Annotated in this window: 17 protein-coding genes; 12 read left to right on the top strand and 5 right to left on the bottom strand. The window is 60.5% G+C overall.

Going from position 1 to position 18,788, the window contains the following annotated elements:
• Positions 1 to 56: 56 nt before the first annotated feature.
• The 7 genes from glyA (at position 57) to fdhA (ending at position 9,127) form a co-directional block, all read left to right on the top strand.
• Complete coding sequence (glyA, locus tag LOY68_RS29400) at positions 57 to 1,310, top strand: serine hydroxymethyltransferase (protein ID WP_054044206.1); 1,254 nt, start codon at positions 57 to 59, stop codon at positions 1,308 to 1,310.
• A gap of 23 nt (positions 1,311 to 1,333) precedes the next feature.
• Positions 1,334 to 2,584 (top strand): sarcosine oxidase subunit beta, encoded by a 1,251-nt coding sequence (locus LOY68_RS29395; RefSeq protein WP_007947735.1) that lies wholly within the window; start codon positions 1,334 to 1,336, stop codon positions 2,582 to 2,584.
• A gap of 15 nt (positions 2,585 to 2,599) precedes the next feature.
• On the top strand, positions 2,600 to 2,929 hold the full coding sequence (locus LOY68_RS29390; protein ID WP_265041326.1) for a sarcosine oxidase subunit delta: 330 nt from the start codon (positions 2,600 to 2,602) through the stop codon (positions 2,927 to 2,929).
• Entirely contained in the window at positions 2,926 to 5,943 is a 3,018-nt protein-coding gene (locus LOY68_RS29385) for a sarcosine oxidase subunit alpha (RefSeq protein WP_265041325.1), read from the top strand. The genes LOY68_RS29390 and LOY68_RS29385 overlap by 4 nt, the downstream gene beginning before the upstream one ends.
• A gap of 151 nt (positions 5,944 to 6,094) precedes the next feature.
• The gene (locus tag LOY68_RS29380; RefSeq protein ID WP_265041323.1) at positions 6,095 to 6,727 is read left to right on the top strand and encodes a sarcosine oxidase subunit gamma; all 633 of its coding nucleotides are present in this window, start codon (positions 6,095 to 6,097) and stop codon (positions 6,725 to 6,727) included.
• A gap of 133 nt (positions 6,728 to 6,860) precedes the next feature.
• Positions 6,861 to 7,718, top strand: coding sequence for a formyltetrahydrofolate deformylase (purU, locus tag LOY68_RS29375; RefSeq protein WP_265041322.1), 858 nt, complete (start codon positions 6,861 to 6,863; stop codon positions 7,716 to 7,718).
• A 209-nt stretch (positions 7,719 to 7,927) separates the two neighbouring features.
• Positions 7,928 to 9,127 (top strand): formaldehyde dehydrogenase, glutathione-independent, encoded by a 1,200-nt coding sequence (gene fdhA, locus LOY68_RS29370; protein ID WP_054044201.1) that lies wholly within the window; start codon positions 7,928 to 7,930, stop codon positions 9,125 to 9,127.
• A 136-nt stretch (positions 9,128 to 9,263) separates the two neighbouring features.
• Here fdhA and LOY68_RS29365 read toward each other — a convergent pair whose 3' ends face one another.
• Together LOY68_RS29365 and LOY68_RS29360 are read right to left on the bottom strand one after the other, a co-directional pair.
• Positions 9,264 to 9,938: an anti-sigma factor domain-containing protein gene (locus LOY68_RS29365; RefSeq protein ID WP_265041321.1), complete on the bottom strand. Its 675-nt coding sequence runs from the start codon at positions 9,936 to 9,938 to the stop codon at positions 9,264 to 9,266.
• A complete protein-coding gene (locus LOY68_RS29360) occupies positions 9,935 to 10,504 on the bottom strand; it encodes a sigma-70 family RNA polymerase sigma factor (RefSeq protein WP_265041320.1) in 570 nt (189 codons plus the stop codon). The genes LOY68_RS29365 and LOY68_RS29360 overlap by 4 nt, the downstream gene beginning before the upstream one ends.
• A 311-nt stretch (positions 10,505 to 10,815) precedes the next feature.
• On the opposite strand from LOY68_RS29360, the gene LOY68_RS29355 reads away from it, so the two are divergent.
• Positions 10,816 to 11,373 carry a DUF2780 domain-containing protein gene (locus tag LOY68_RS29355; RefSeq protein WP_163911167.1) on the top strand — a complete coding sequence of 186 codons (558 nt, stop codon included), beginning with the start codon at positions 10,816 to 10,818 and terminating at the stop codon, positions 11,371 to 11,373.
• A 1-nt stretch (position 11,374) separates the two neighbouring features.
• Here LOY68_RS29355 and LOY68_RS29350 read toward each other — a convergent pair whose 3' ends face one another.
• The gene (locus LOY68_RS29350; protein WP_265041318.1) at positions 11,375 to 12,262 is read right to left on the bottom strand and encodes an acyltransferase; all 888 of its coding nucleotides are present in this window, start codon (positions 12,260 to 12,262) and stop codon (positions 11,375 to 11,377) included.
• 272 nt (positions 12,263 to 12,534) lie between these two features.
• On the opposite strand from LOY68_RS29350, the gene LOY68_RS29345 reads away from it, so the two are divergent.
• The 3 genes from LOY68_RS29345 to creC are packed head-to-tail and all read left to right on the top strand — an operon-like array spanning position 12,535 to position 15,199.
• The gene (locus LOY68_RS29345; protein WP_054044197.1) at positions 12,535 to 13,041 is read left to right on the top strand and encodes an ATP-dependent zinc protease; all 507 of its coding nucleotides are present in this window, start codon (positions 12,535 to 12,537) and stop codon (positions 13,039 to 13,041) included.
• Between the two features lie 59 nt (positions 13,042 to 13,100).
• Positions 13,101 to 13,781 carry a two-component system response regulator CreB gene (gene creB / locus LOY68_RS29340; protein WP_265041316.1) on the top strand — a complete coding sequence of 227 codons (681 nt, stop codon included), beginning with the start codon at positions 13,101 to 13,103 and terminating at the stop codon, positions 13,779 to 13,781.
• Positions 13,781 to 15,199 carry a two-component system sensor histidine kinase CreC gene (creC, locus tag LOY68_RS29335; protein WP_265041315.1) on the top strand — a complete coding sequence of 473 codons (1,419 nt, stop codon included), beginning with the start codon at positions 13,781 to 13,783 and terminating at the stop codon, positions 15,197 to 15,199. Before creB ends, creC begins: the two co-directional genes overlap by 1 nt.
• Here creC and LOY68_RS29330 read toward each other — a convergent pair.
• Positions 15,196 to 16,215 (bottom strand): acyltransferase family protein, encoded by a 1,020-nt coding sequence (locus LOY68_RS29330; RefSeq protein WP_265041314.1) that lies wholly within the window; start codon positions 16,213 to 16,215, stop codon positions 15,196 to 15,198. The two genes, creC and LOY68_RS29330, sit on opposite strands and share 4 nt — an antisense overlap.
• Before the next feature lie 237 nt (positions 16,216 to 16,452).
• Here LOY68_RS29330 and creD point away from each other — a divergent pair, with 237 nt between their 5' ends.
• A complete protein-coding gene (gene creD, locus LOY68_RS29325) occupies positions 16,453 to 17,823 on the top strand; it encodes a cell envelope integrity protein CreD (RefSeq protein WP_163911182.1) in 1,371 nt (456 codons plus the stop codon).
• Positions 17,824 to 18,004: 181 nt separating this feature from the next.
• On the opposite strand, the gene LOY68_RS29320 is transcribed toward creD, so the two are convergent.
• Positions 18,005 to 18,634: a glutathione S-transferase gene (locus LOY68_RS29320; RefSeq protein ID WP_265041312.1), complete on the bottom strand. Its 630-nt coding sequence runs from the start codon at positions 18,632 to 18,634 to the stop codon at positions 18,005 to 18,007.
• Positions 18,635 to 18,788: the final 154 nt, after the last annotated feature.

Genomic DNA, 18,788 nt, shown 5'->3' with positions numbered 1-18,788 from the left:
AGGTACGTGCCTCACCGAGACGAAAGGCGCACAAAGCCGCCGCTGGGAGAGACGCGATGTTCAGCAAGCAAGACCAGATCAAGGGCTACGACGATGCACTGCTGGCGGCGATGAATGCCGAGGAGCAACGCCAGGAAGATCACATCGAGCTGATCGCGTCAGAGAACTACACCAGCAAACGCGTCATGGAAGCGCAAGGCAGTGGCCTGACCAACAAGTACGCCGAAGGCTATCCGGGCAAGCGCTACTACGGTGGCTGCGAGCACGTCGACAAGGTCGAAGCCCTGGCCATCGAACGCGCCAAGCAACTGTTCGGCGCCGATTACGCCAACGTGCAGCCGCACTCCGGTTCTTCCGCGAACAGCGCCGTTTACCTGGCCCTGATCCAAGCGGGCGACACCATTCTGGGCATGAGCCTGGCCCACGGTGGCCACCTGACCCACGGCGCGAAAGTGTCGTCCTCGGGCAAGCTTTACAACGCCGTGCAGTACGGCATCGACACCAAGACCGGTTTGATCGATTACGACGAAGTTGAGCGTCTGGCCGTCGAGTGCAAGCCGAAAATGATCGTCGCCGGCTTCTCGGCTTACTCCAAGACCCTCGACTTCCCGCGTTTCCGCCAGATTGCCGACAAGGTCGGTGCGCTGCTGTTCGTCGACATGGCCCACGTTGCCGGTCTGGTCGCCGCTGGCCTGTACCCGAACCCGCTGCCGTACGCCGACGTGGTCACCACCACCACCCACAAGACCCTGCGCGGTCCACGTGGCGGCCTGATCCTGTGCAAGGCCAACGAAGAGATCGAGAAAAAGCTCAACTCCGCCGTATTCCCCGGCGCACAGGGCGGCCCGCTGATGCACGTGATCGCTGGTAAAGCGGTGTGCTTCAAGGAAGCGTTGGAGCCTGGTTTCAAGGCTTACCAACAACAAGTAATCGACAATGCCCAGGCCATGGCCGGCGTGTTTATCAAACGCGGCTACGATGTAGTGTCCGGCGGTACTGACAACCACCTGTTCCTGGTCAGCCTGATCCGTCAGGGCCTCACCGGCAAAGACGCGGACGCCGCCCTCGGTCGCGCCCACATCACGGTGAACAAGAACGCTGTACCGAACGATCCACAGTCGCCGTTCGTGACCTCGGGCCTGCGCATCGGCACCCCGGCGGTGACCACGCGCGGCTTCAAGGTTACCCAGTGCGTGACGCTGGCCGGCTGGATCTGCGACATCCTCGACAACCTCGGCGATGCCGATGTCGAGGCGAATGTCGCGCAGCAAGTGGCAGCCCTGTGCGCGGACTTCCCGGTTTATCGCTGAGCGCGGTTTTGGAGTAAATGACTATGCAACGCTATTCGGGCTTCGGCCTCTTCAAACACTCCCTCAGCCATCACGAAAACTGGCAGAAAATGTGGCGCACGCCGACCCCTAAAAAGGTCTATGACGTGGTCATCGTCGGCGGTGGCGGGCATGGTCTGGCGACCGCCTACTACCTGGCCAAGGAACACGGCATCACCAACGTGGCCGTGGTCGAGAAAGGCTGGCTGGGCGGCGGTAACACCGCACGCAACACCACCATCGTTCGCTCCAACTACCTGTGGGACGAGTCGGCGCACCTGTACGAACACGCGATGAAACTGTGGGAAGGCCTGTCCCAGGACTTGAACTACAACGTGATGTTCTCCCAGCGCGGCGTCTACAACCTGTGCCACACGCTTCAAGACATCCGTGATTCCGAGCGTCGGGTCAGCGCCAACCGCCTCAACGGCGTGGACGGCGAATTGCTCGATGCCAAGCAAGTGGCCGACGAGATTCCGTACCTCGACTGCTCCAAGAACACTCGCTACCCGGTGATGGGCGCCACCGTCCAGCGCCGTGGCGGCGTGGCCCGTCACGATGCCGTGGCCTGGGGCTTTGCCCGTGCCGCTGACGCACTCGGCGTGGACCTGATCCAGCAGACCGAAGTCATCGGTTTCCGCAAGGAAAACGGCGTGTGCATCGGTGTTGAAACCAACAAAGGCTTCATCGGCGCCAAACGCGTCGGTGTAGTGACTGCCGGTAACTCCGGGCACATGGCCAAACTCGCTGGTTTCCGTCTGCCGATCGAATCCCACCCGCTGCAAGCGCTGGTGTCCGAGCCGATCAAGCCGATTATCGACAGCGTGATCATGTCCAACGCCGTGCACGGTTACATCAGCCAGTCCGACAAGGGCGACCTGGTGATCGGCGCCGGTATCGACGGCTACAACGGCTACGGCCAGCGCGGTTCTTACCCGGTGATCGAGCACACCATCCAGGCCATCGTCGAAATGTTCCCGGTACTGTCGCGCGTACGCATGAACCGGCAGTGGGGCGGCATCGTCGACACCACGCCGGACGCCTGCCCGATCATCTCGAAAACCCCGGTGCCGAACATGTTCTTCAACTGCGGTTGGGGCACCGGTGGCTTCAAGGCAACACCCGGCTCGGGCAACGTATTTGCCGCGAGCCTGGCCAAGGGTGAAATGCACCCATTGGCCGCACCTTTCTCCATCGACCGTTTCCATAACGGCGCGTTGATCGATGAACACGGCGCTGCGGCCGTCGCCCACTAACAGGAGAAATTTCCTATGTTGCATATCTTCTGTCCTCACTGCGGCGAGCTGCGCTCCGAAGAGGAATTCCACGCATCCGGCCAGGCGCACATCCCGCGTCCACTGGATCCGACTGCCTGCACCGACGAGGAGTGGGGCGACTACATGTTCTTCCGCGATAACCCTCGCGGTCTGCACCACGAATTGTGGATCCACGCCGCCGGTTGCCGTCAGTACTTCAACGCGACCCGCGACACCGTGACCTACGAGATTCTCGAAACCTACAAGATCGGCACCAAGCCACAATTCACCGACAAGACCGATAGCTCGAAAGCGGCTACGACGGCTCTGGGAGAGAAGGTATGAGCCAGATCAATCGCCTGTCCAACGGCGGACGGATCGACCGCAACAAAGTGCTGAGCTTCACCTTCAACGGCCAGGTCTACAAAGGCTTTGAAGGCGACTCGCTGGCCGCTGCCTTGCTGGCCAACGGTGTCGACATTATCGGTCGCAGCTTCAAGTATTCCCGTCCGCGCGGCATCTTCGCCGCCGGTGCCGAAGAGCCGAACGCAGTGCTGCAGATTGGCGCTACCGAAGCTACGCAAATCCCGAACGTGCGCGCCACGCAACAAGCGTTGTACCAAGGTTTGGTCGCCACCAGCACCAACGGCTGGCCGAGCGTGAACAACGACATGATGGGCATTCTCGGCAAGGTCGGCGGCAAGCTGATGCCGCCGGGCTTCTACTACAAAACCTTCATGTACCCGCAATCGTTCTGGATGACTTACGAGAAGTACATTCGTAAGGCCGCCGGTCTTGGCCGCTCGCCGACCGAGAACGATCCGGACACCTACGACTACATGAACCAGCATTGCGACGTGCTGATCGTCGGCGCCGGCCCTGCTGGCCTGGCCGCTGCATTGGCCGCTGCGCGCAGCGGTGCTCGCGTCATTCTGGCCGATGAGCAGGAAGAGTTCGGCGGCAGCCTGCTCGATTCCCGCGAAAGCCTCGACGGCAAACCGGCTACCGAATGGGTCGCCAGCGTCATCGCCGAACTGAAAGACACCCCGGACGTGCTGCTGTTGCCGCGCGCCACGGTCAACGGCTACCACGACCATAACTTCCTGACCATTCACGAACGCCTGACCGATCACCTCGGCGACCGCGCGCCGATTGGCCAAGTGCGTCAGCGCATCCACCGGGTTCGCGCCAAGCGTGTGGTGCTGGCGACCGGCGCTTGCGAGCGTCCACTGGTCTACGGCAATAACGATGTGCCGGGCAACATGCTGGCTGGCGCGGTCTCGACTTACGTGCGCCGTTACGGCGTGGCGCCAGGCAAGAAACTGGTGCTGTCGACCAACAACGATCACGCTTATCGCGTGGCGCTGGATTGGCTCGACGCCAGCCTGCAAGTCGTCGCGATTGCCGACGCCCGCAGCAACCCGCGTGGTGCGCTGGTGGAAGAGGCTCGCGCCAAAGGCATCCGCATCCTGACCGGCAGTGCCGTGATCGAGGCTCGCGGCACCAAGCGCGTGACCGCGGCGCGCATCGCTGCGATTGATGTCAAAGCCCACGCCGTGACCAGTCCTGGCGAATGGCTGGATTGCGACCTCGTCGCGACGTCTGGCGGTTACAGCCCGGTGGTCCACTTGGCTTCGCACTTGGGCGGCAAGCCGACCTGGCGTGAAGACATCCTCGGTTTCGTACCGGGCGAAGCACCGCAGAAACGCGTGTGTGTCGGTGGCATCAACGGCGTCTATGGCCTCGGCGATTCGTTGGCCGATGGTTTTGAAGGCGGCGCTCGCGCAGCCAGCGAAGCCGGTTTCAGTGTGGTCGAAGGCACCTTGCCGAAAGCCCTGAGCCGTCTCGAAGAGCCGACCCTGGCGCTGTTCCAGGTGCCGCACGAAAAGAACACCGCACGGGCGCCGAAGCAATTCGTCGACCTGCAAAACGACGTCACCGCCGCCGCCATCGAACTGGCGACCCGCGAAGGCTTCGAGTCGGTCGAACATGTCAAACGCTACACCGCGCTGGGCTTCGGCACCGATCAGGGCAAGCTCGGCAACGTCAACGGCCTGGCAATTGCCGCCCGTTCGCTGAACGTGACCATCCCGCAGATGGGCACCACGATGTTCCGCCCGAACTACACGCCGGTGACCTTCGGCGCCGTGGCCGGTCGTCACTGTGGGCACATCTTCGAACCGGTTCGTTTCACCGCGCTGCATCACTGGCACGTGAAAAACGGTGCGGAATTCGAAGACGTCGGTCAGTGGAAACGTCCTTGGTACTTCCCGAAAAACGGTGAAGACCTGCACACCGCGGTAAAACGCGAATGCAAAGCCGTGCGCGACAGCGTCGGCCTGCTGGACGCTTCGACCCTCGGCAAGATCGACATTCAAGGCCCGGATGCGCGGGAGTTCCTGAACCGCATCTACACCAACGCCTGGACCAAGCTCGATGTGGGCAAGGCGCGTTATGGCCTGATGTGCAAAGAAGACGGCATGGTCTTCGACGACGGCGTAACCGCTTGTCTCGCCGACAACCATTTCGTGATGACCACCACCACTGGCGGCGCTGCACGCGTACTGCAATGGCTGGAAATCTACCAACAGACCGAATGGCCAGACCTGAAGGTGTACTTCACTTCCGTGACGGATCACTGGGCAACCATGACCCTGTCTGGGCCGAACAGCCGCAAGCTGCTCAGCGAAGTCACCGACATCGACCTGACCAACGAAGCCTTCCCGTTCATGACCTGGAAAGAAGGCCTGGTCGGCGGTGTGCCGGCGCGCGTGTTCCGGATTTCGTTTACCGGTGAGCTGTCGTACGAAGTCAACGTGCAGGCCGACTATGCGATGGGCGTGCTCGAGAAAATCGTCGCGGCTGGCAAACAGTACAACCTGACTCCGTACGGCACCGAAACCATGCACGTACTGCGGGCCGAGAAGGGTTTCATCATCGTCGGCCAGGACACCGACGGTTCGATGACCCCGGACGACTTGAACATGGGCTGGTGTGTCGGTCGCACCAAACCGTTCTCGTGGATCGGCCAGCGCGGGATGAATCGCGAAGATTGCGTACGAGATCAACGCAAACAATTGGTGGGCCTGAAGCCGATCGATCCGACCAAATGGCTGCCGGAAGGGGCGCAACTGGTGTTCAACACCAAGCAAACCATCCCGATGACCATGGTTGGCCACGTGACTTCCAGCTACGCGCAAAACTCCCTCGGCTATTCGTTTGCCATGGGCGTGGTCAAGGGCGGCTTGAAGCGCATGGGCGAGCGAGTGTTCGCACCGCTGGCCGACGGCAGCGTGATCGAGGCGGAGATTGTTTCTTCGGTGTTCTTCGATCCGAAGGGTGATCGCCAGAACATTTAATTCGCTTCGGGTCCTGTGGGCGGGCGGCTATTCGCGAGCAGGCTCGCTCCCACAGGGGAATACGGTCGAATGTGGGAGCGAGCCTGCTCGCGAAGGCGTCGGACCAGCCACCACAGGGCCGGACTCAACAGAATTCAGGAACAGGTGCTTTATGACCGCAGCCAATGTGTACCAACAACGCCCAACCACTGGGGCCAAGGCCGAGTCGTCGCTGCATCATGCCGACCTCGCCAGCCTGGTGGGCAAGGGCCGCAAAAACGCCGGCGTGATCGTGCGTGAGAAAAAACTCCTCGGCCACCTGACCATTCGTGGCGATGGCCACGATGCTGCGTTCAGCGCTGGCGTGCACAAAGCCCTCGGCATCGAATTGCCGGGCGCGTTGACCGTCATCGTCAAAGGCGAAACCAGCCTGCAATGGATGGGGCCGGATGAGTGGCTGCTGATCGTGCCGAGCGGTGAAGAGTTCGCCGCCGAGCAAAAACTCCGTGAAGCGCTGGGCGATCTGCATATCCAGATCGTCAACGTCAGTGGCGGCCAGCAGATCCTCGAACTGAGCGGCCCGAACGTGCGCCAGGTGCTGATGAAATCCACCAGCTACGACGTGCATCCGAACAGCTTCCCGGCGGGCAAGGCTGTCGGCACGGTGTTCGCCAAGTCGCAACTGGTGATCCGCCATACCGCTGAAGACACCTGGGAACTGCTGATCCGTCGCAGCTTCTCGGACTACTGGTGGTTGTGGTTGCAGGATGCGGCGGCTGAGTACGGGCTTAGCGTCCAGGCTTGAGATTGCCTTCGCGGGCAAGCCTCGCTCCTACGGTTCGTGCGCGAATAATTCGTACGACGCGGACCTGTAGGAGCGAGGCTTGCCCGCGAACAACCGCGAAGCGGTTGCCCATAACAACAGGAGTCACCGCACTATGAGCCGCGCCCCAGACACATGGATTCTGACCGCCGATTGCCCAAGCGTCCTCGGCACCGTGGATGCGGTGACCCGCTTTTTGTTCGAGCAGGGCTGCTACGTCACCGAGCACCATTCCTTCGATGACCGGCTCTCGGGTCGTTTCTTCATTCGCGTGGAGTTCCGTCAGCCTGACGGCTTCGACGAACAGGCCTTCCGCGCCGGGCTCGAAGAACGCGGCGCACATTTCGGGATGATCTTCGAACTCTCCGCACCGAATTACCGGCCAAAAGTGGTGATCATGGTCTCCAAGGCCGATCATTGCCTCAACGATTTGCTCTACCGCCAGCGCATCGGCCAGTTGTCGATGGACGTCGCCGCCGTGGTTTCCAACCACCCGGACCTCAAGCCGTTGGCGGACTGGCACCAGATTCCGTACTACCACTTCCCCCTGGACCCGAACGACAAACCGTCGCAAGAGCGTCAGGTGTTGCAGGTGATCGAAGAGTCCGGCGCCGAACTGGTGATCCTTGCCCGTTACATGCAAGTCCTGTCGCCAGAGCTGTGCCGCAAACTCGACGGCAAGGCGATCAACATCCATCACTCCCTGCTGCCCGGTTTCAAGGGCGCCAAGCCGTATCACCAGGCCTACAACAAGGGCGTGAAACTGGTCGGCGCCACGGCGCATTACATCAACAACGACCTGGACGAAGGCCCGATCATCGCCCAAGGCGTGGAGGTGGTGGACCACAGTCATTACCCGGAAGATTTGATCGCCAAGGGGCGGGATATCGAAGGGCTGACATTGGCGCGGGCGGTGGGGTATCACATTGAGCGACGGGTGTTTTTGAACGCCAATCGCACGGTCGTTCTTTAGATCGCCTTCGCGGGCAAGCCTCGCTCCTACAGGGGTGAGGCGAGCCGCAATAAAGGGAACAACCTCAATCCTGTAGGAGCGAGGCTTGCCCGCGAAGAGGCAACAACAAACAACACAAGACAAAGACACAAGCACAACCCAGAGCAATCAACGCGCCGCCGCTGTCTGGCGACGCGACCGCTACATAAAAACAACAGCGAGGTGAAAGCATGTCTGGCAATCGTGGTGTGGTGTATCTCGGCGCTGGCAAGGTCGAAGTACAGAAAATCGACTATCCGAAAATGCAGGACCCGCGTGGCAGGAAGATCAATCACGCTGTGATCCTGCGCGTGGTGTCTACCAACATCTGTGGTTCCGATCAGCACATGGTGCGCGGTCGTACCACCGCTCAAACCGGCCTGGTCCTGGGCCATGAAATCACCGGTGAAGTGATCGAGAAGGGCAGCGACGTCGAGAACCTGCAAATCGGCGACCTGGTCTCTGTTCCGTTCAACGTGGCTTGCGGGCGCTGCCGTTCCTGCAAGGAAATGCACACCGGCGTCTGCCTGAGCGTCAACCCGGCCCGTCCCGGCGGTGCTTACGGTTACGTCGACATGGGCGACTGGACCGGTGGCCAGGCTGAATACGCGCTGGTGCCGTACGCGGATTTCAACCTGCTGAAACTGCCGGACCGTGATCGCGCGATGGAAAAAATCCGCGACCTGACCTGCCTCTCCGACATCCTGCCGACCGGCTACCACGGGGCAGTGACTGCCGGTGTTGGCCCGGGCAGCACCGTGTACATCGCGGGCGCCGGTCCGGTCGGTCTGGCCGCTGCTGCATCCGCTCGCCTGCTGGGCGCGGCGGTGGTGATCATCGGTGACGTCAACCCAATTCGCCTGGCGCACGCCAAGGCTCAGGGTTTTGAAATTGCTGACCTGTCCCTCGACACGCCGCTGCACGAGCAAATCGCTGCACTGCTGGGCGAGCCGGAAGTGGATTGCGCCGTCGACGCCGTAGGCTTCGAAGCGCGCGGTCACGGGCATGACGGCGTGAAACACGAAGCACCGGCCACCGTGCTCAACTCCCTGATGGGTGTGGTTCGCGTGGCGGGCAAAATCGGGATTCCGGGCCTGTACGTGACCGAAGATCCAGGTGCTGTAGACGCTGCCGCGAAAATGGGCAGCCTGAGCATTCGCTTCGGTCTGGGCTGGGCCAAATCCCACAGCTTCCACACCGGCCAGACGCCGGTGATGAAGTACAACCGCCAGCTGATGCAGGCGATCATGTGGGACCGCATCCACATTGCCGATATCGTCGGCGTGGAAGTTATCAGCCTGGATGACGCACCACGTGGCTACGGCGAGTTCGATGCCGGTGTGCCGAAGAAGTTTGTGATCGATCCGCACAAGTTGTTCAGCGCGGCGTAAGGCTTCACGCAATGCAAAACGGCGACCTTCGGGTCGCCGTTTTTACATCAAAAGATCGCAGCCTTCGGCAGCTCCTACGCCGAACGCATTTCCCTGTAGGAGCTGCCGAAGGCTGCGATCTTTTGATCTTGTGTTTTCACAGCGCCACCAACGCCCCTTGATACAACACAGGCCCCGTCGGTTGTCCGGTTGGCGAGCCGCCCTTCGGCTCCAGACTCACCGCCAACGCAATCGGCTTGCCGATCAACGCCTGCTGCGCCTCGCTCAATTCAACCTTGCCCTTGCCGCCACGCGGAATCACGCCGAGGGAAATCGGCTTGCCATCCGCCGGTATCGCCCACAACTCCAGGCTTTGCTCCGGTGTGACGGCGGCCAATGTCAGCGGTTCAACGTTCAGGTAATTCTCATGCGCTTCAACTTTCAGCGCCGGCTGTGCATCGGCGTTCAGCAGGGTGGCGCTGTAGCGTGCATCGTCGCGGTTGTAGAGCATGCTCAGGAACACGACCACCACCAGCGAACAAACGGCGGCGGTCACGCGCTTCCAGTTCCAGAATGAACGCTTCTCGGGTACATGCAGATGCTGCGGTTCGATCCGCGCAGTGATCGCTTCCCACACTCGCTCCGGCACCGGCTGTTCGGGCAACGCTTCGGTCAGGCTGACGAGGCTGTCCTGCCAATGCGCCAGTTCTGCGCGTAACGCCGCGTCTTCCAGCAGCAACTGATCAAAGCGTCGGCGAGCAGAGGCAGGCATCAAACCGATGGCGTAATCGGCAGCAAGGGCGCGGCGCAGGGTCGGGGTCTGGTAGTTCATGATTCAAGGCACCTGCGCAGGCGCTCCATGCCACGGCGAATCCAGGATTTGACCGAGCCCAGCGGCGCGGCCAGGTGTTCGGCGAGTTCAGAGCAGGACAGCCCTTGAAAGTAGGCGACGGTGATCGATTGACGCTGCATGCCGTCGAGGCTTTCCAGGCAGCGGTTCAAGGCGCTGGCTTCGCGGGTCCGGTTCAGTAATTCGTGTGCCGAGGGGCTTTCGTCCACCAGCGCCAGTTCTTCCTGATCGGTCAACGGCCGGTCGCGGTGTTTGCGCAACTGGTCGATGGCCTGGTTGCGGGTGATGTTGATCATCCAGGTCAGCGGCGCCGACAGGTGTGATTCATAGCGCGAGGCGTTGTTCCAGATACGCACGAAGCTCTCCTGCAGCACCTCTTCGGCCAGGTCATGACGGCCCATGAAACGCAGGGCGACACCGTACAAGCGCGGGCCGACGCTGCGATAAAGCGTCTCGAACGCTCGGCGGTCCCCCAGTGAACACTGGGCCAGAAGCTGCCGGAGCTGATCGGTGTCGGCGATAGCAATAACGGTTCTCCAGGCAATCAAAGGAGTGGCAGTGAGCTGCGAAGAGGTTAGTTCACTGCGAGCGGTTGTTCCTGTCCGTGTTTGATATACGTGCGTGGGGCTAGACTGGATGCAGCACGAACGATCTTTAATGGGCGACCATGATCCCTGTGGGAGCGGGCTTGCTCGCGAAGGCGTCGTGTCAGTCAACGCATGTGTTGAATGTCAGTCCGCATTCGCGAGCAAGCCCGCTCCCACAGGGGAGGGCGGGAACAATCCCCGGGGATGTCAGTCGAACGCACAGCTTTTCGCCGCCCATCGGTGGGTGGTTTATGCCTAAAGAGGTTGTCTCGATGAAGATTTCACGCGGTTTTGTACTGGCTTCGCTTATGACTTTGGCGGCCAGCCCGGTCTTCGCCGGGTTCAGCCTGGACGATGTGACCAAAGCGGCTTCGAGCATGCAGGGTGGTAACGCCGCCACTGCCGCCGCCCCGACGCAGGAAACCGCTGGTCTGCTCGGCGCGCTGACGTCGCAGTTGAATGTAAAACCCGAGCAGGCCGTTGGTGGCACTGCGGCGATGCTGGGATTGGCCAAGAATCAACTGAGCTCCACCGACTACTCGCAACTGGCCAAAAGCGTGCCGGGCCTGGACAAGCTCTCGGGTGGCGGTCAACTGGGCGCCCTGAGCGGGTTGCTCGGCTCGTCCGGTAAATCCGCAGGCCTGGAAAATGCCTTGGGCAACGTAAAGAACACCAATGACCTGAACACTGCGTTCAGCGCGTTGGGCATGGACAGCGGGATGATCGGCCAATTCGCCCCGGTGATCCTCCAATACCTCGGCGGCCAAGGCGTTGGTGGTCCACTGCTGGAAAGCCTGGGCGGGATCTGGGGCGCCGGTTCCGGTAGCTGATTCAGCGGCGCTCGGCGCGCAACGCGTCGATGCGCCGGTCCTTCTCGATCCAGAGCTGGTTGACCCAGCTCTGGACCGTTTCACGAAACACCGGATCGTTTTCGTAATCCCCCTGCCACAACGCCGGGTCCAGTTCGCGGGTCTGGATGTCGATGATGACCTTCGGTACGTTGCCGCTGATCAGATCCCAGAATCCCGGAATCTTTTGCTGCGGATACACCACCGTCACATCGAGAATGGCGTCCAGCTGTTCGCCCATCGCCGCCAGCACAAACGCCACGCCGCCAGCCTTGGGCTTGAGCAGGTGGGTGAACGGTGATTGCTGCTGAGTGCTTTTAGCCGCTGTGAAACGCGTGCCTTCCAGATAGTTCACCACCGTCACGGGCTGGCGCTTATACAGTTCGCACGCCGCTTTGGTGATCTCCAGATCATGCCCGGCCAATTCAGGGTTTTTCGCCAGGAACGCCTTGGTGTAGCGCTTCATGAACGGGTAATCCAGCGCCCACCAGGCGAGGCCGAGGAACGGCACCCAGATCAGTTCTTTCTTGAGGAAGAATTTGAAGAACGGCGTGCGCCGGTTCAGGGTCTGGATCAGCGCCGGGATATCGACCCAGGACTGGTGGTTGCTGATCACCAGATACGAGGTGTCGCCGCGCAGGTCGGCGCCGCCGCGAATGTCCCATTGGGTGGGGATGCACAGACGAAAGATCAGCTTGTCGATTTCGGCCCAGGTCTCGGCAATCCACATCACCGACCACGAGGCATAGTCGCGAAAGCGCCCGGGCAGGATCAGTTTGAGCAAGGCGAACACCATCAGGGGCCCGAACAGGACCAGGGTGTTGAGCAACAACAGCAGGGTAACGAAACAGCCGGTGAGCAGGCGGCGCATAAGTAACTCTTGAAAGCGTTTGGGCGCGCCATGATAAGCAGCTTCGGGCGACAGGCCAAATCGGCGGTGACGAATGTTTCACCTTTGTGGCGGTATGCTGCAGGCCGGCTGAAAAGATCGCAGCCTTCGGCAGCTCCTACAAAAGCACGCCGAACACCTGTAGGAGCTGCCGAAGGCTGCGATCTTTTGATCTTCTGGTTTCGCAAGCGCCGAACGAATTCAAAGGTAACGGTCTAAAATCCCGCTGCTCACTCCTTATGGAAGCCCATTACGTGAAATCCCTCCTTGCACTGCTGACCCTCGTGGCCCTGCCGGTCATGGCCGCCGAGCCGACCCTGTACGGGCGCTACGAATACATCGCGCTGCCGGAAATCGGCGGTGAAGTCCTCAAGGCGAAAATGGACACCGGCGCCCTGACCGCGTCGCTGTCGGCCAAGGACATTGAAATGTTCACTCGTGACGGCGACGACTGGGTGCGTTTCCGCCTCGGCACCAAGGACGCGAGCAACAAGGTCTACGAGCACAAGATCTCGCGGATCAGCAAGATCAAGACCCGCTCTGAAGAAGACGAGGACGACAAGGACGAGGCCGCCCCCACCAAGCGTCCAGTCGTCGATCTGGAACTGTGCCTGGGCAACGTCAAGCGCACGGTCGAGGTCAACCTCACCGACCGCAGCAGCTTCAATTACCCGCTGCTGATCGGCGCCAAGGCCTTGCGCGAATTCGGTGCGGCGGTGAACCCGGCGCGGCGCTTTACTGCGGACAAACCCGACTGCTGATTGACGGGATGAGAGGCTTGGGCCACCGTTGCGCAACTTAACTGCCGTGCTCGGACACCATGCCTCATATCCTGATAGTCGAAGACGAAGCGGCCATTGCCGACACGTTGATATTTGCCTTGCAGGGCGAAGGCTTCACCACCACTTGGGTAAGCCTCGGCGCGGCCGCGCTTGAGCATCAGCGCCAGACCCCGGCCGACCTGATCATTCTCGACATTGGCCTGCCGGACATCAGCGGCTTCGAGACCTGCAAGCAATTGCGCCGTTTCAGCGAGGTGCCGGTGATTTTCCTCAGCGCCCGGGACGGCGAAATTGACCGGGTGGTGGGCCTGGAGATCGGCGCCGACGACTACGTGGTCAAGCCGTTCAGCCCACGGGAAGTGGCGGCGCGGGTCCGGGCGATCCTCAAGCGCATGGCGCCCCGCGCGGCGCCCGAGGCGGCATCGACGCTGTTTCGCGTCGACAGCGAACGGGTGCAGATCACCTATCGTGGCCAAACCCTGAACCTGACTCGCCACGAATTCCGCCTGCTGCAATGCCTGCTCGAACAGCCCGAACGGGTTTTCAGCCGCGAGCAACTGCTCGATGCCCTGGGCGTGTCCGCCGATGCCGGTTATGAACGCAGCATCGACAGCCACATCAAGAGCGTGCGCGCCAAACTGCGGTTGGTGCAGGCTGACGCCGAACCGATCCAGACCCATCGCGGCCTCGGCTACAGCTACAGCCCGGGGCATAGCTGATGGCGTTGGGCATCCGCATCTTCCTGGTCTACGTGCTGTTCATCGGCCTGACCGGTTACTTCGTGCTCAACACCGTGATGCAGGAAATTCGCCCTGGTGTGCGCCAGTCCACCGAAGAAACCCTGGTGGACACTGCCAACCTGATGGCGGAAATCCTGCGCGACGACTTCAAGGCCGGCACCCTCAACCAGAATCACTGGCCGCAACTGCTCAAGGCCTACGGCGAGCGGCAACCGAAGGCGAGCATCTGGGGCTTGCCGAAGAATCAGGTCAGCCACCGCATCTACGTCACCGACGCCAAAGGCATCGTGGTGCTGGACTCCAGCGGCGTGGCGGTGGGCCAGGATTATTCGCGCTGGAACGACGTCTACCTGACCCTGCGCGGCGAATACGGCGCGCGTTCGAGCCGCAGCGATCCCAACGATGCGAGCTCCTCGGTGATGCACGTCGGCGCGCCGATTCGCGACAACGGCCAGATCATCGGCGTGGTCACCGTGGCCAAACCCAACAGCTCATTACAGCCCTACGTCGATCGCACGGAACGCCGATTATTCGCTTACGGCGCCGGGTTGATCGGCCTCGGCCTGTTGTTCGGCGCGTTGCTGTCGTGGTGGCTGAGCGCGGCGCTACGACGATTGACCGCTTATGCCCAAGCGGTCAGCGAAGGCCGACGGGTCGAAGTGCCGCATTATCGCGGCGGCGAGCTGGAACAACTGGCGACGGCGGTGGAGCAGATGCGCACGCAACTGGAAGGCAAGGCCTACGTCGAGCGCTACGTGCACACCCTGACCCACGAATTGAAAAGCCCCTTGGCGGCGATTCGCGGCGCGGCGGAATTGTTGCAAGGCGAGATGCCGCTGGCCCAGCAGCAGCGTTTCGTCAGCAACATCGACAGCGAAAGTGCCCGGATGCAGCAGTTGATCGAACGGTTGCTGAATTTGGCGCAGGTCGAACAGCGCCAAGGTCTGGAAGAGCGGGTTGAAGTGCCGTTGGCTGCGTTGGTGAACGAATTACTGGACGCTCAGGCAGCGCGAATCGAAGGCAAGCAGTTGCGGGTTGAACAGACGATTGCGGCGGATCTGGTCTTGGTTGGCGAGCCGTTTTTGTTGCGTCAGGCGTTGGGCAACTTGCTGGAAAACGCTTTGGACTTCACGCCAGTCCAGGGTGTTTTGCGATTTAGCGCGGAGCGGGTTGAGGAGGGGATTGAGTTCAGGTTGTTTAACCAGGCGGAGGCGATTCCCGACTATGCGCTGCCGCGGTTGAGCGAGCGGTTCTACTCGCTGCCGCGGCCGGACAGTGGGCGTAAAAGTACGGGGTTGGGGCTTAACTTCGTGGAAGAGGTGGTTAAGTTGCATGGCGGCCAACTGTGGGTCGCCAATGTGCAAGGTGGCGTTGAGGCGAGGGTCAGGTTGTCCTAAGGTACTTGGGAGGCCTGCGGTGCGGGCGCCGATTTGCGAGGCGTGTTTCGATGCGCCAAGGCAAGCGCTGGCTGCTCGATGATCAACCATGAAAGTGTTGCCAGGCCAACGACGATGAACGCCGAAACAGCCATCGAGGGAAAAAAGCCCAGTTGCGTTTTATTGATGATCAATTGCTGGACGGGAAAGGCGTACAGGTAGATGCCATAGGAGATATCGAAGCGTCCCCTGATGGTTTTATCGACGTACAACAAACCCAGGCTGATGGTCGCCAGGCTGATCCCCAGCGTTGCCAGAACCCAGGCCGCCGAAGAGCCCAGAGAAACAAACACCATAAGACTGGCAACTGCCAGGACTATGAACTTTGTCCGCGCCCTATCGAAGTGCTGTTTATAGAAAGCGATCAACGATCCGGAGAAAAACGCGATGCCGGCGGCGCAATACACCAGGAGCTTCTGCGCCAGCGCATGCACGGGATAGTTGCCCAGAACATAGGTCGCGATGCAAAACAGCAGTAGCAGTGCCCAAGGCATCAAGGCGCTGCGATAAAGGGTCAAGACCAACGCCAGCAGAATATAAAAGGCAAATTCAATCTTCAGCGTCCAGAGGCTTCCATTAAAGGATTCGCTAAATATGAAGTCGTGGGTCACTTCATCAATAGTTGCCCGTCCGAACGCTGAAATTCGCAGAAAGTCGATGAAGGCGCCCGCCCCCGAAACATAGTCGCTGGCAAAGAAAGCCCCGGCCACATAAGTCATAACGAATGAGCAAATGATGAGTGCGGGAAAGATCCGTGCAACGCGCTTCAGCAAGTAATTTTGAAGGCTGGCGGTATTCAGATAACTGAGCGTAATCAACAACCCGGAAATCGCAAAAAAACAAAGAACCGCTATACCACCCAGCGAGTTGTAACCTTGGATGGCGGGCTCGCTAAAACCTGCCAGCACATAGTGGTGGCTGACCAGAACCATAAGCGCGGCAAGGTGCCTGATCAGATCAAACGAATTGTTACGCAATGCAGCACTCCTTGCCTGACCTGGTTGGAGCAATCCAACGGCCATAATCCTTAATTGTATGTGTCCGAAAATGTCTCCCCTGGGGGATCAAATAGTCGGAGTCAGCTTTGAAGCCGCGCAGTGTGCCAAGGCGCAAACGACTTTTACAGGCATTTCCACGCAATCTCCACACAGCCTCCACGAAACACCCACAGAGCTCTCTCAGACTCTCCCTCATTCGAACAGGGAGAGACCCACATGAACCGCAATCTGACCATCAAACTCGGGGCGATTGCCCTGCTGATTCTGTTATTGCTGATCCCGTTGCTGATGATCAACGGCGTGATCCAGGACCGTCAGCGATTGCGCGATGGCGTGCTTGAAGACATTGCCCGCAGCTCCAGCTACAGCCAGCAATTGAGCGGGCCGCTGATGGTGGTGCCGTACCGCAAGGTTGTGCGCAGCTGGAAGCTCAACGAAAAAACCAACGAGCGTTACCAGGAAATCGGCGAAGAACGGGGCCGTTTGTACTTCCTGCCGGAACGCTTTGAACTGGATGGCAACGTCCAGACCGAACTGCGTTCCCGGGGCATTTATGAAGCGCGGCTGTTCCACGCCGACAACCGCATCAGCGGGCATTTCTCGATTCCAGAACAACTGGGTATCAAGGAAGACTTCGCCGACTACCAATTCGACCAGCCATTCCTGGCCGTCGGCATCAGCGATATTCGCGGCATCGAGAACGCGCTGAAACTGGAGCTCGATGGCCAGCGCCTGGACTTCGTTCCGGGTAGCCAGGTCGGGTTTTTGGGCGAGGGCGTGCATGTGATGTTGCCGACGCTGGATGCGAAAAAAGCCACGGAATTGGCCTTCGGTTTCGACCTGCGTTTGCAGGGCACCGGTCAGTTACAAGTGCTGCCAGTGGGCAAGACCAGCAAGGTATCGTTCGCCGCCAATTGGCCGCACCCGAGCTTCATCGGCAACTACCTGCCGACCCAACGTGAAGTCAGCGATCAGGGTTTTACCGCCAATTGGCAGACCTCGTTTTTCTCCACCAACCTGCAAGAAGCGTTGAGCAGTTGCGCGGTCGGCGCCGGCTGTGAAGCGTTCAACGCACGCAGCTTCGGCGTGAGCTTCATCGACCCGGTGGACCAGTACCTGAAAAGCGATCGGGCGATCAAATACGCGCTGCTGTTTATCGTGCTGACGTTCGCCGGTTTCTTCCTCTTCGAAGTGCTGAAAAGCCTGGCAGTGCACCCGGTGCAGTACGCGCTGGTCGGCGTGGCCCTGGCGTTCTTCTACCTGTTGCTGCTGTCGTTGTCCGAGCACATTGGCTTTGCCCTGGCGTATCTGTTGTCGGCGAGCGGTTGTGTGTTGCTGATCGGTTTCTATGTCTGCCACGTGCTGCGCAGCGTGCGCCACGGCTTGAGTTTTTCGGCGGGGTTGGCGGCGTTGTACGGTTTGCTTTATGGCTTGCTGAGTGCCGAGGATTACGCGCTGTTGATGGGCTCGCTGTTGCTGTTCGGGCTGCTGGGTGTGTTCATGGTGCTGACCCGCAAACTGGACTGGTACGGGATCGGGGCGAAGTCGGCCAAGCCGTTGGAGTTTGATATGGGAGCGGTGGAATGAGCCGGTCGTTGGGGTTGCGTGAGGATCAGCGGGAAGGGGAGGTGTTGGCGACGCTGATTTTTGGGTTGTTTCCCGAAAGATCAAAAGATCGCAGCCTGCGGCAGCTCCTACAGGAGTCCGCGCTCGGCGTAGGAGCTGCCGAAGGCTGCGATCTTCTAAGGCCGGCGTGGCCGACCAGAGATCAAACCTTAGGCATCGTCGCCAACATCGAAGCCCGCTGACTCACCTCGAAAAACCACTCGGCCAGTTTCGGATTCGCTGCGCGCCAGTCCAGATCAGGATGGCGCAAGTCGAGGTAACCCAGGGCGCACGCTACGCTGATCGCAGCCACATCGAAATGGCTGGTCAGTTCGGCAATCGCGTCCGTTTCGAGCAAAGCCAGGGCACGGCGAATTTTGTCGCGTTGGCCGTCGAGCCACTGGTCCCAGTGTTTCTCCGGGGCGCGCAGGGCTTGTTCGTAGCGAATCATCACCGCGGCGTCCATGACCCCGTCGGCCAGGGAGGCCAGGGTCAGGCGGCGCCAACGGGCCGGACCGTCGCGCGGGATCAGCGGATTGCCGACATGCTGGTGATCGAGGTAATCGAGGATCACCCGGCTGTCATGGATCACGTTGCCATCGGCCAGGCGCAGGGCCGGGATCTTGCCCAGCGGGTTGTCTTCGCACAGCGCCAGGTCCGGGCTGACCGGCGTCAACTGGCTGAGTTGCAGAGCCACGCGGTCGGTCTGGCCGGTCTCGTGCAGCAGCACCATGACTTTGCGGACGAAGGGCGAAGCGGCGTTGTAGAACAGGGTCATGCTCGGGGCGGACATGGCAGCGTCTCGGTCGGTGGCAGTGCGAGGCAGCATAGCGCGTTGGTTCGATAGCTCAAGACCAGAAATGCCTGGATCAAAACCGGTGGGAGCGAGCCTGCTCGCGAAGAGGCCATATCAGTCGACATTGATGTTGTCTGATAGGCCGCTTTCG

The organism is Pseudomonas sp. B21-053, from assembly GCF_026016365.1.
GTDB classification, from domain to species: Bacteria; Pseudomonadota; Gammaproteobacteria; order Pseudomonadales; family Pseudomonadaceae; genus Aquipseudomonas; species Aquipseudomonas nunensis.
This window is presented reverse-complemented; position numbering and strand designations above follow the sequence as displayed.

Bases quoted from the DNA above. Each gene is read 5' to 3' on its own strand.
- glyA (WP_054044206.1), top strand. From the start codon at position 57: ATGTTCAGCAAGCAAGACCAGATCAAGGGCTACGACGATGCACTGCTG.
- LOY68_RS29395 (WP_007947735.1), top strand. From the start codon at position 1,334: ATGCAACGCTATTCGGGCTTCGGCCTCTTCAAACACTCCCTCAGCCAT.
- LOY68_RS29390 (WP_265041326.1), top strand. From the start codon at position 2,600: ATGTTGCATATCTTCTGTCCTCACTGCGGCGAGCTGCGCTCCGAAGAG.
- LOY68_RS29385 (WP_265041325.1), top strand. From the start codon at position 2,926: ATGAGCCAGATCAATCGCCTGTCCAACGGCGGACGGATCGACCGCAAC.
- LOY68_RS29380 (WP_265041323.1), top strand. From the start codon at position 6,095: ATGACCGCAGCCAATGTGTACCAACAACGCCCAACCACTGGGGCCAAG.
- purU (WP_265041322.1), top strand. From the start codon at position 6,861: ATGAGCCGCGCCCCAGACACATGGATTCTGACCGCCGATTGCCCAAGC.
- fdhA (WP_054044201.1), top strand. From the start codon at position 7,928: ATGTCTGGCAATCGTGGTGTGGTGTATCTCGGCGCTGGCAAGGTCGAA.
- LOY68_RS29365 (WP_265041321.1), bottom strand. From the start codon at position 9,938: ATGAACTACCAGACCCCGACCCTGCGCCGCGCCCTTGCTGCCGATTAC.
- LOY68_RS29355 (WP_163911167.1), top strand. From the start codon at position 10,816: ATGAAGATTTCACGCGGTTTTGTACTGGCTTCGCTTATGACTTTGGCG.
- LOY68_RS29350 (WP_265041318.1), bottom strand. From the start codon at position 12,262: ATGCGCCGCCTGCTCACCGGCTGTTTCGTTACCCTGCTGTTGTTGCTC.
- creB (WP_265041316.1), top strand. From the start codon at position 13,101: ATGCCTCATATCCTGATAGTCGAAGACGAAGCGGCCATTGCCGACACG.
- creC (WP_265041315.1), top strand. From the start codon at position 13,781: ATGGCGTTGGGCATCCGCATCTTCCTGGTCTACGTGCTGTTCATCGGC.
- creD (WP_163911182.1), top strand. From the start codon at position 16,453: ATGAACCGCAATCTGACCATCAAACTCGGGGCGATTGCCCTGCTGATT.
- LOY68_RS29320 (WP_265041312.1), bottom strand. From the start codon at position 18,634: ATGTCCGCCCCGAGCATGACCCTGTTCTACAACGCCGCTTCGCCCTTC.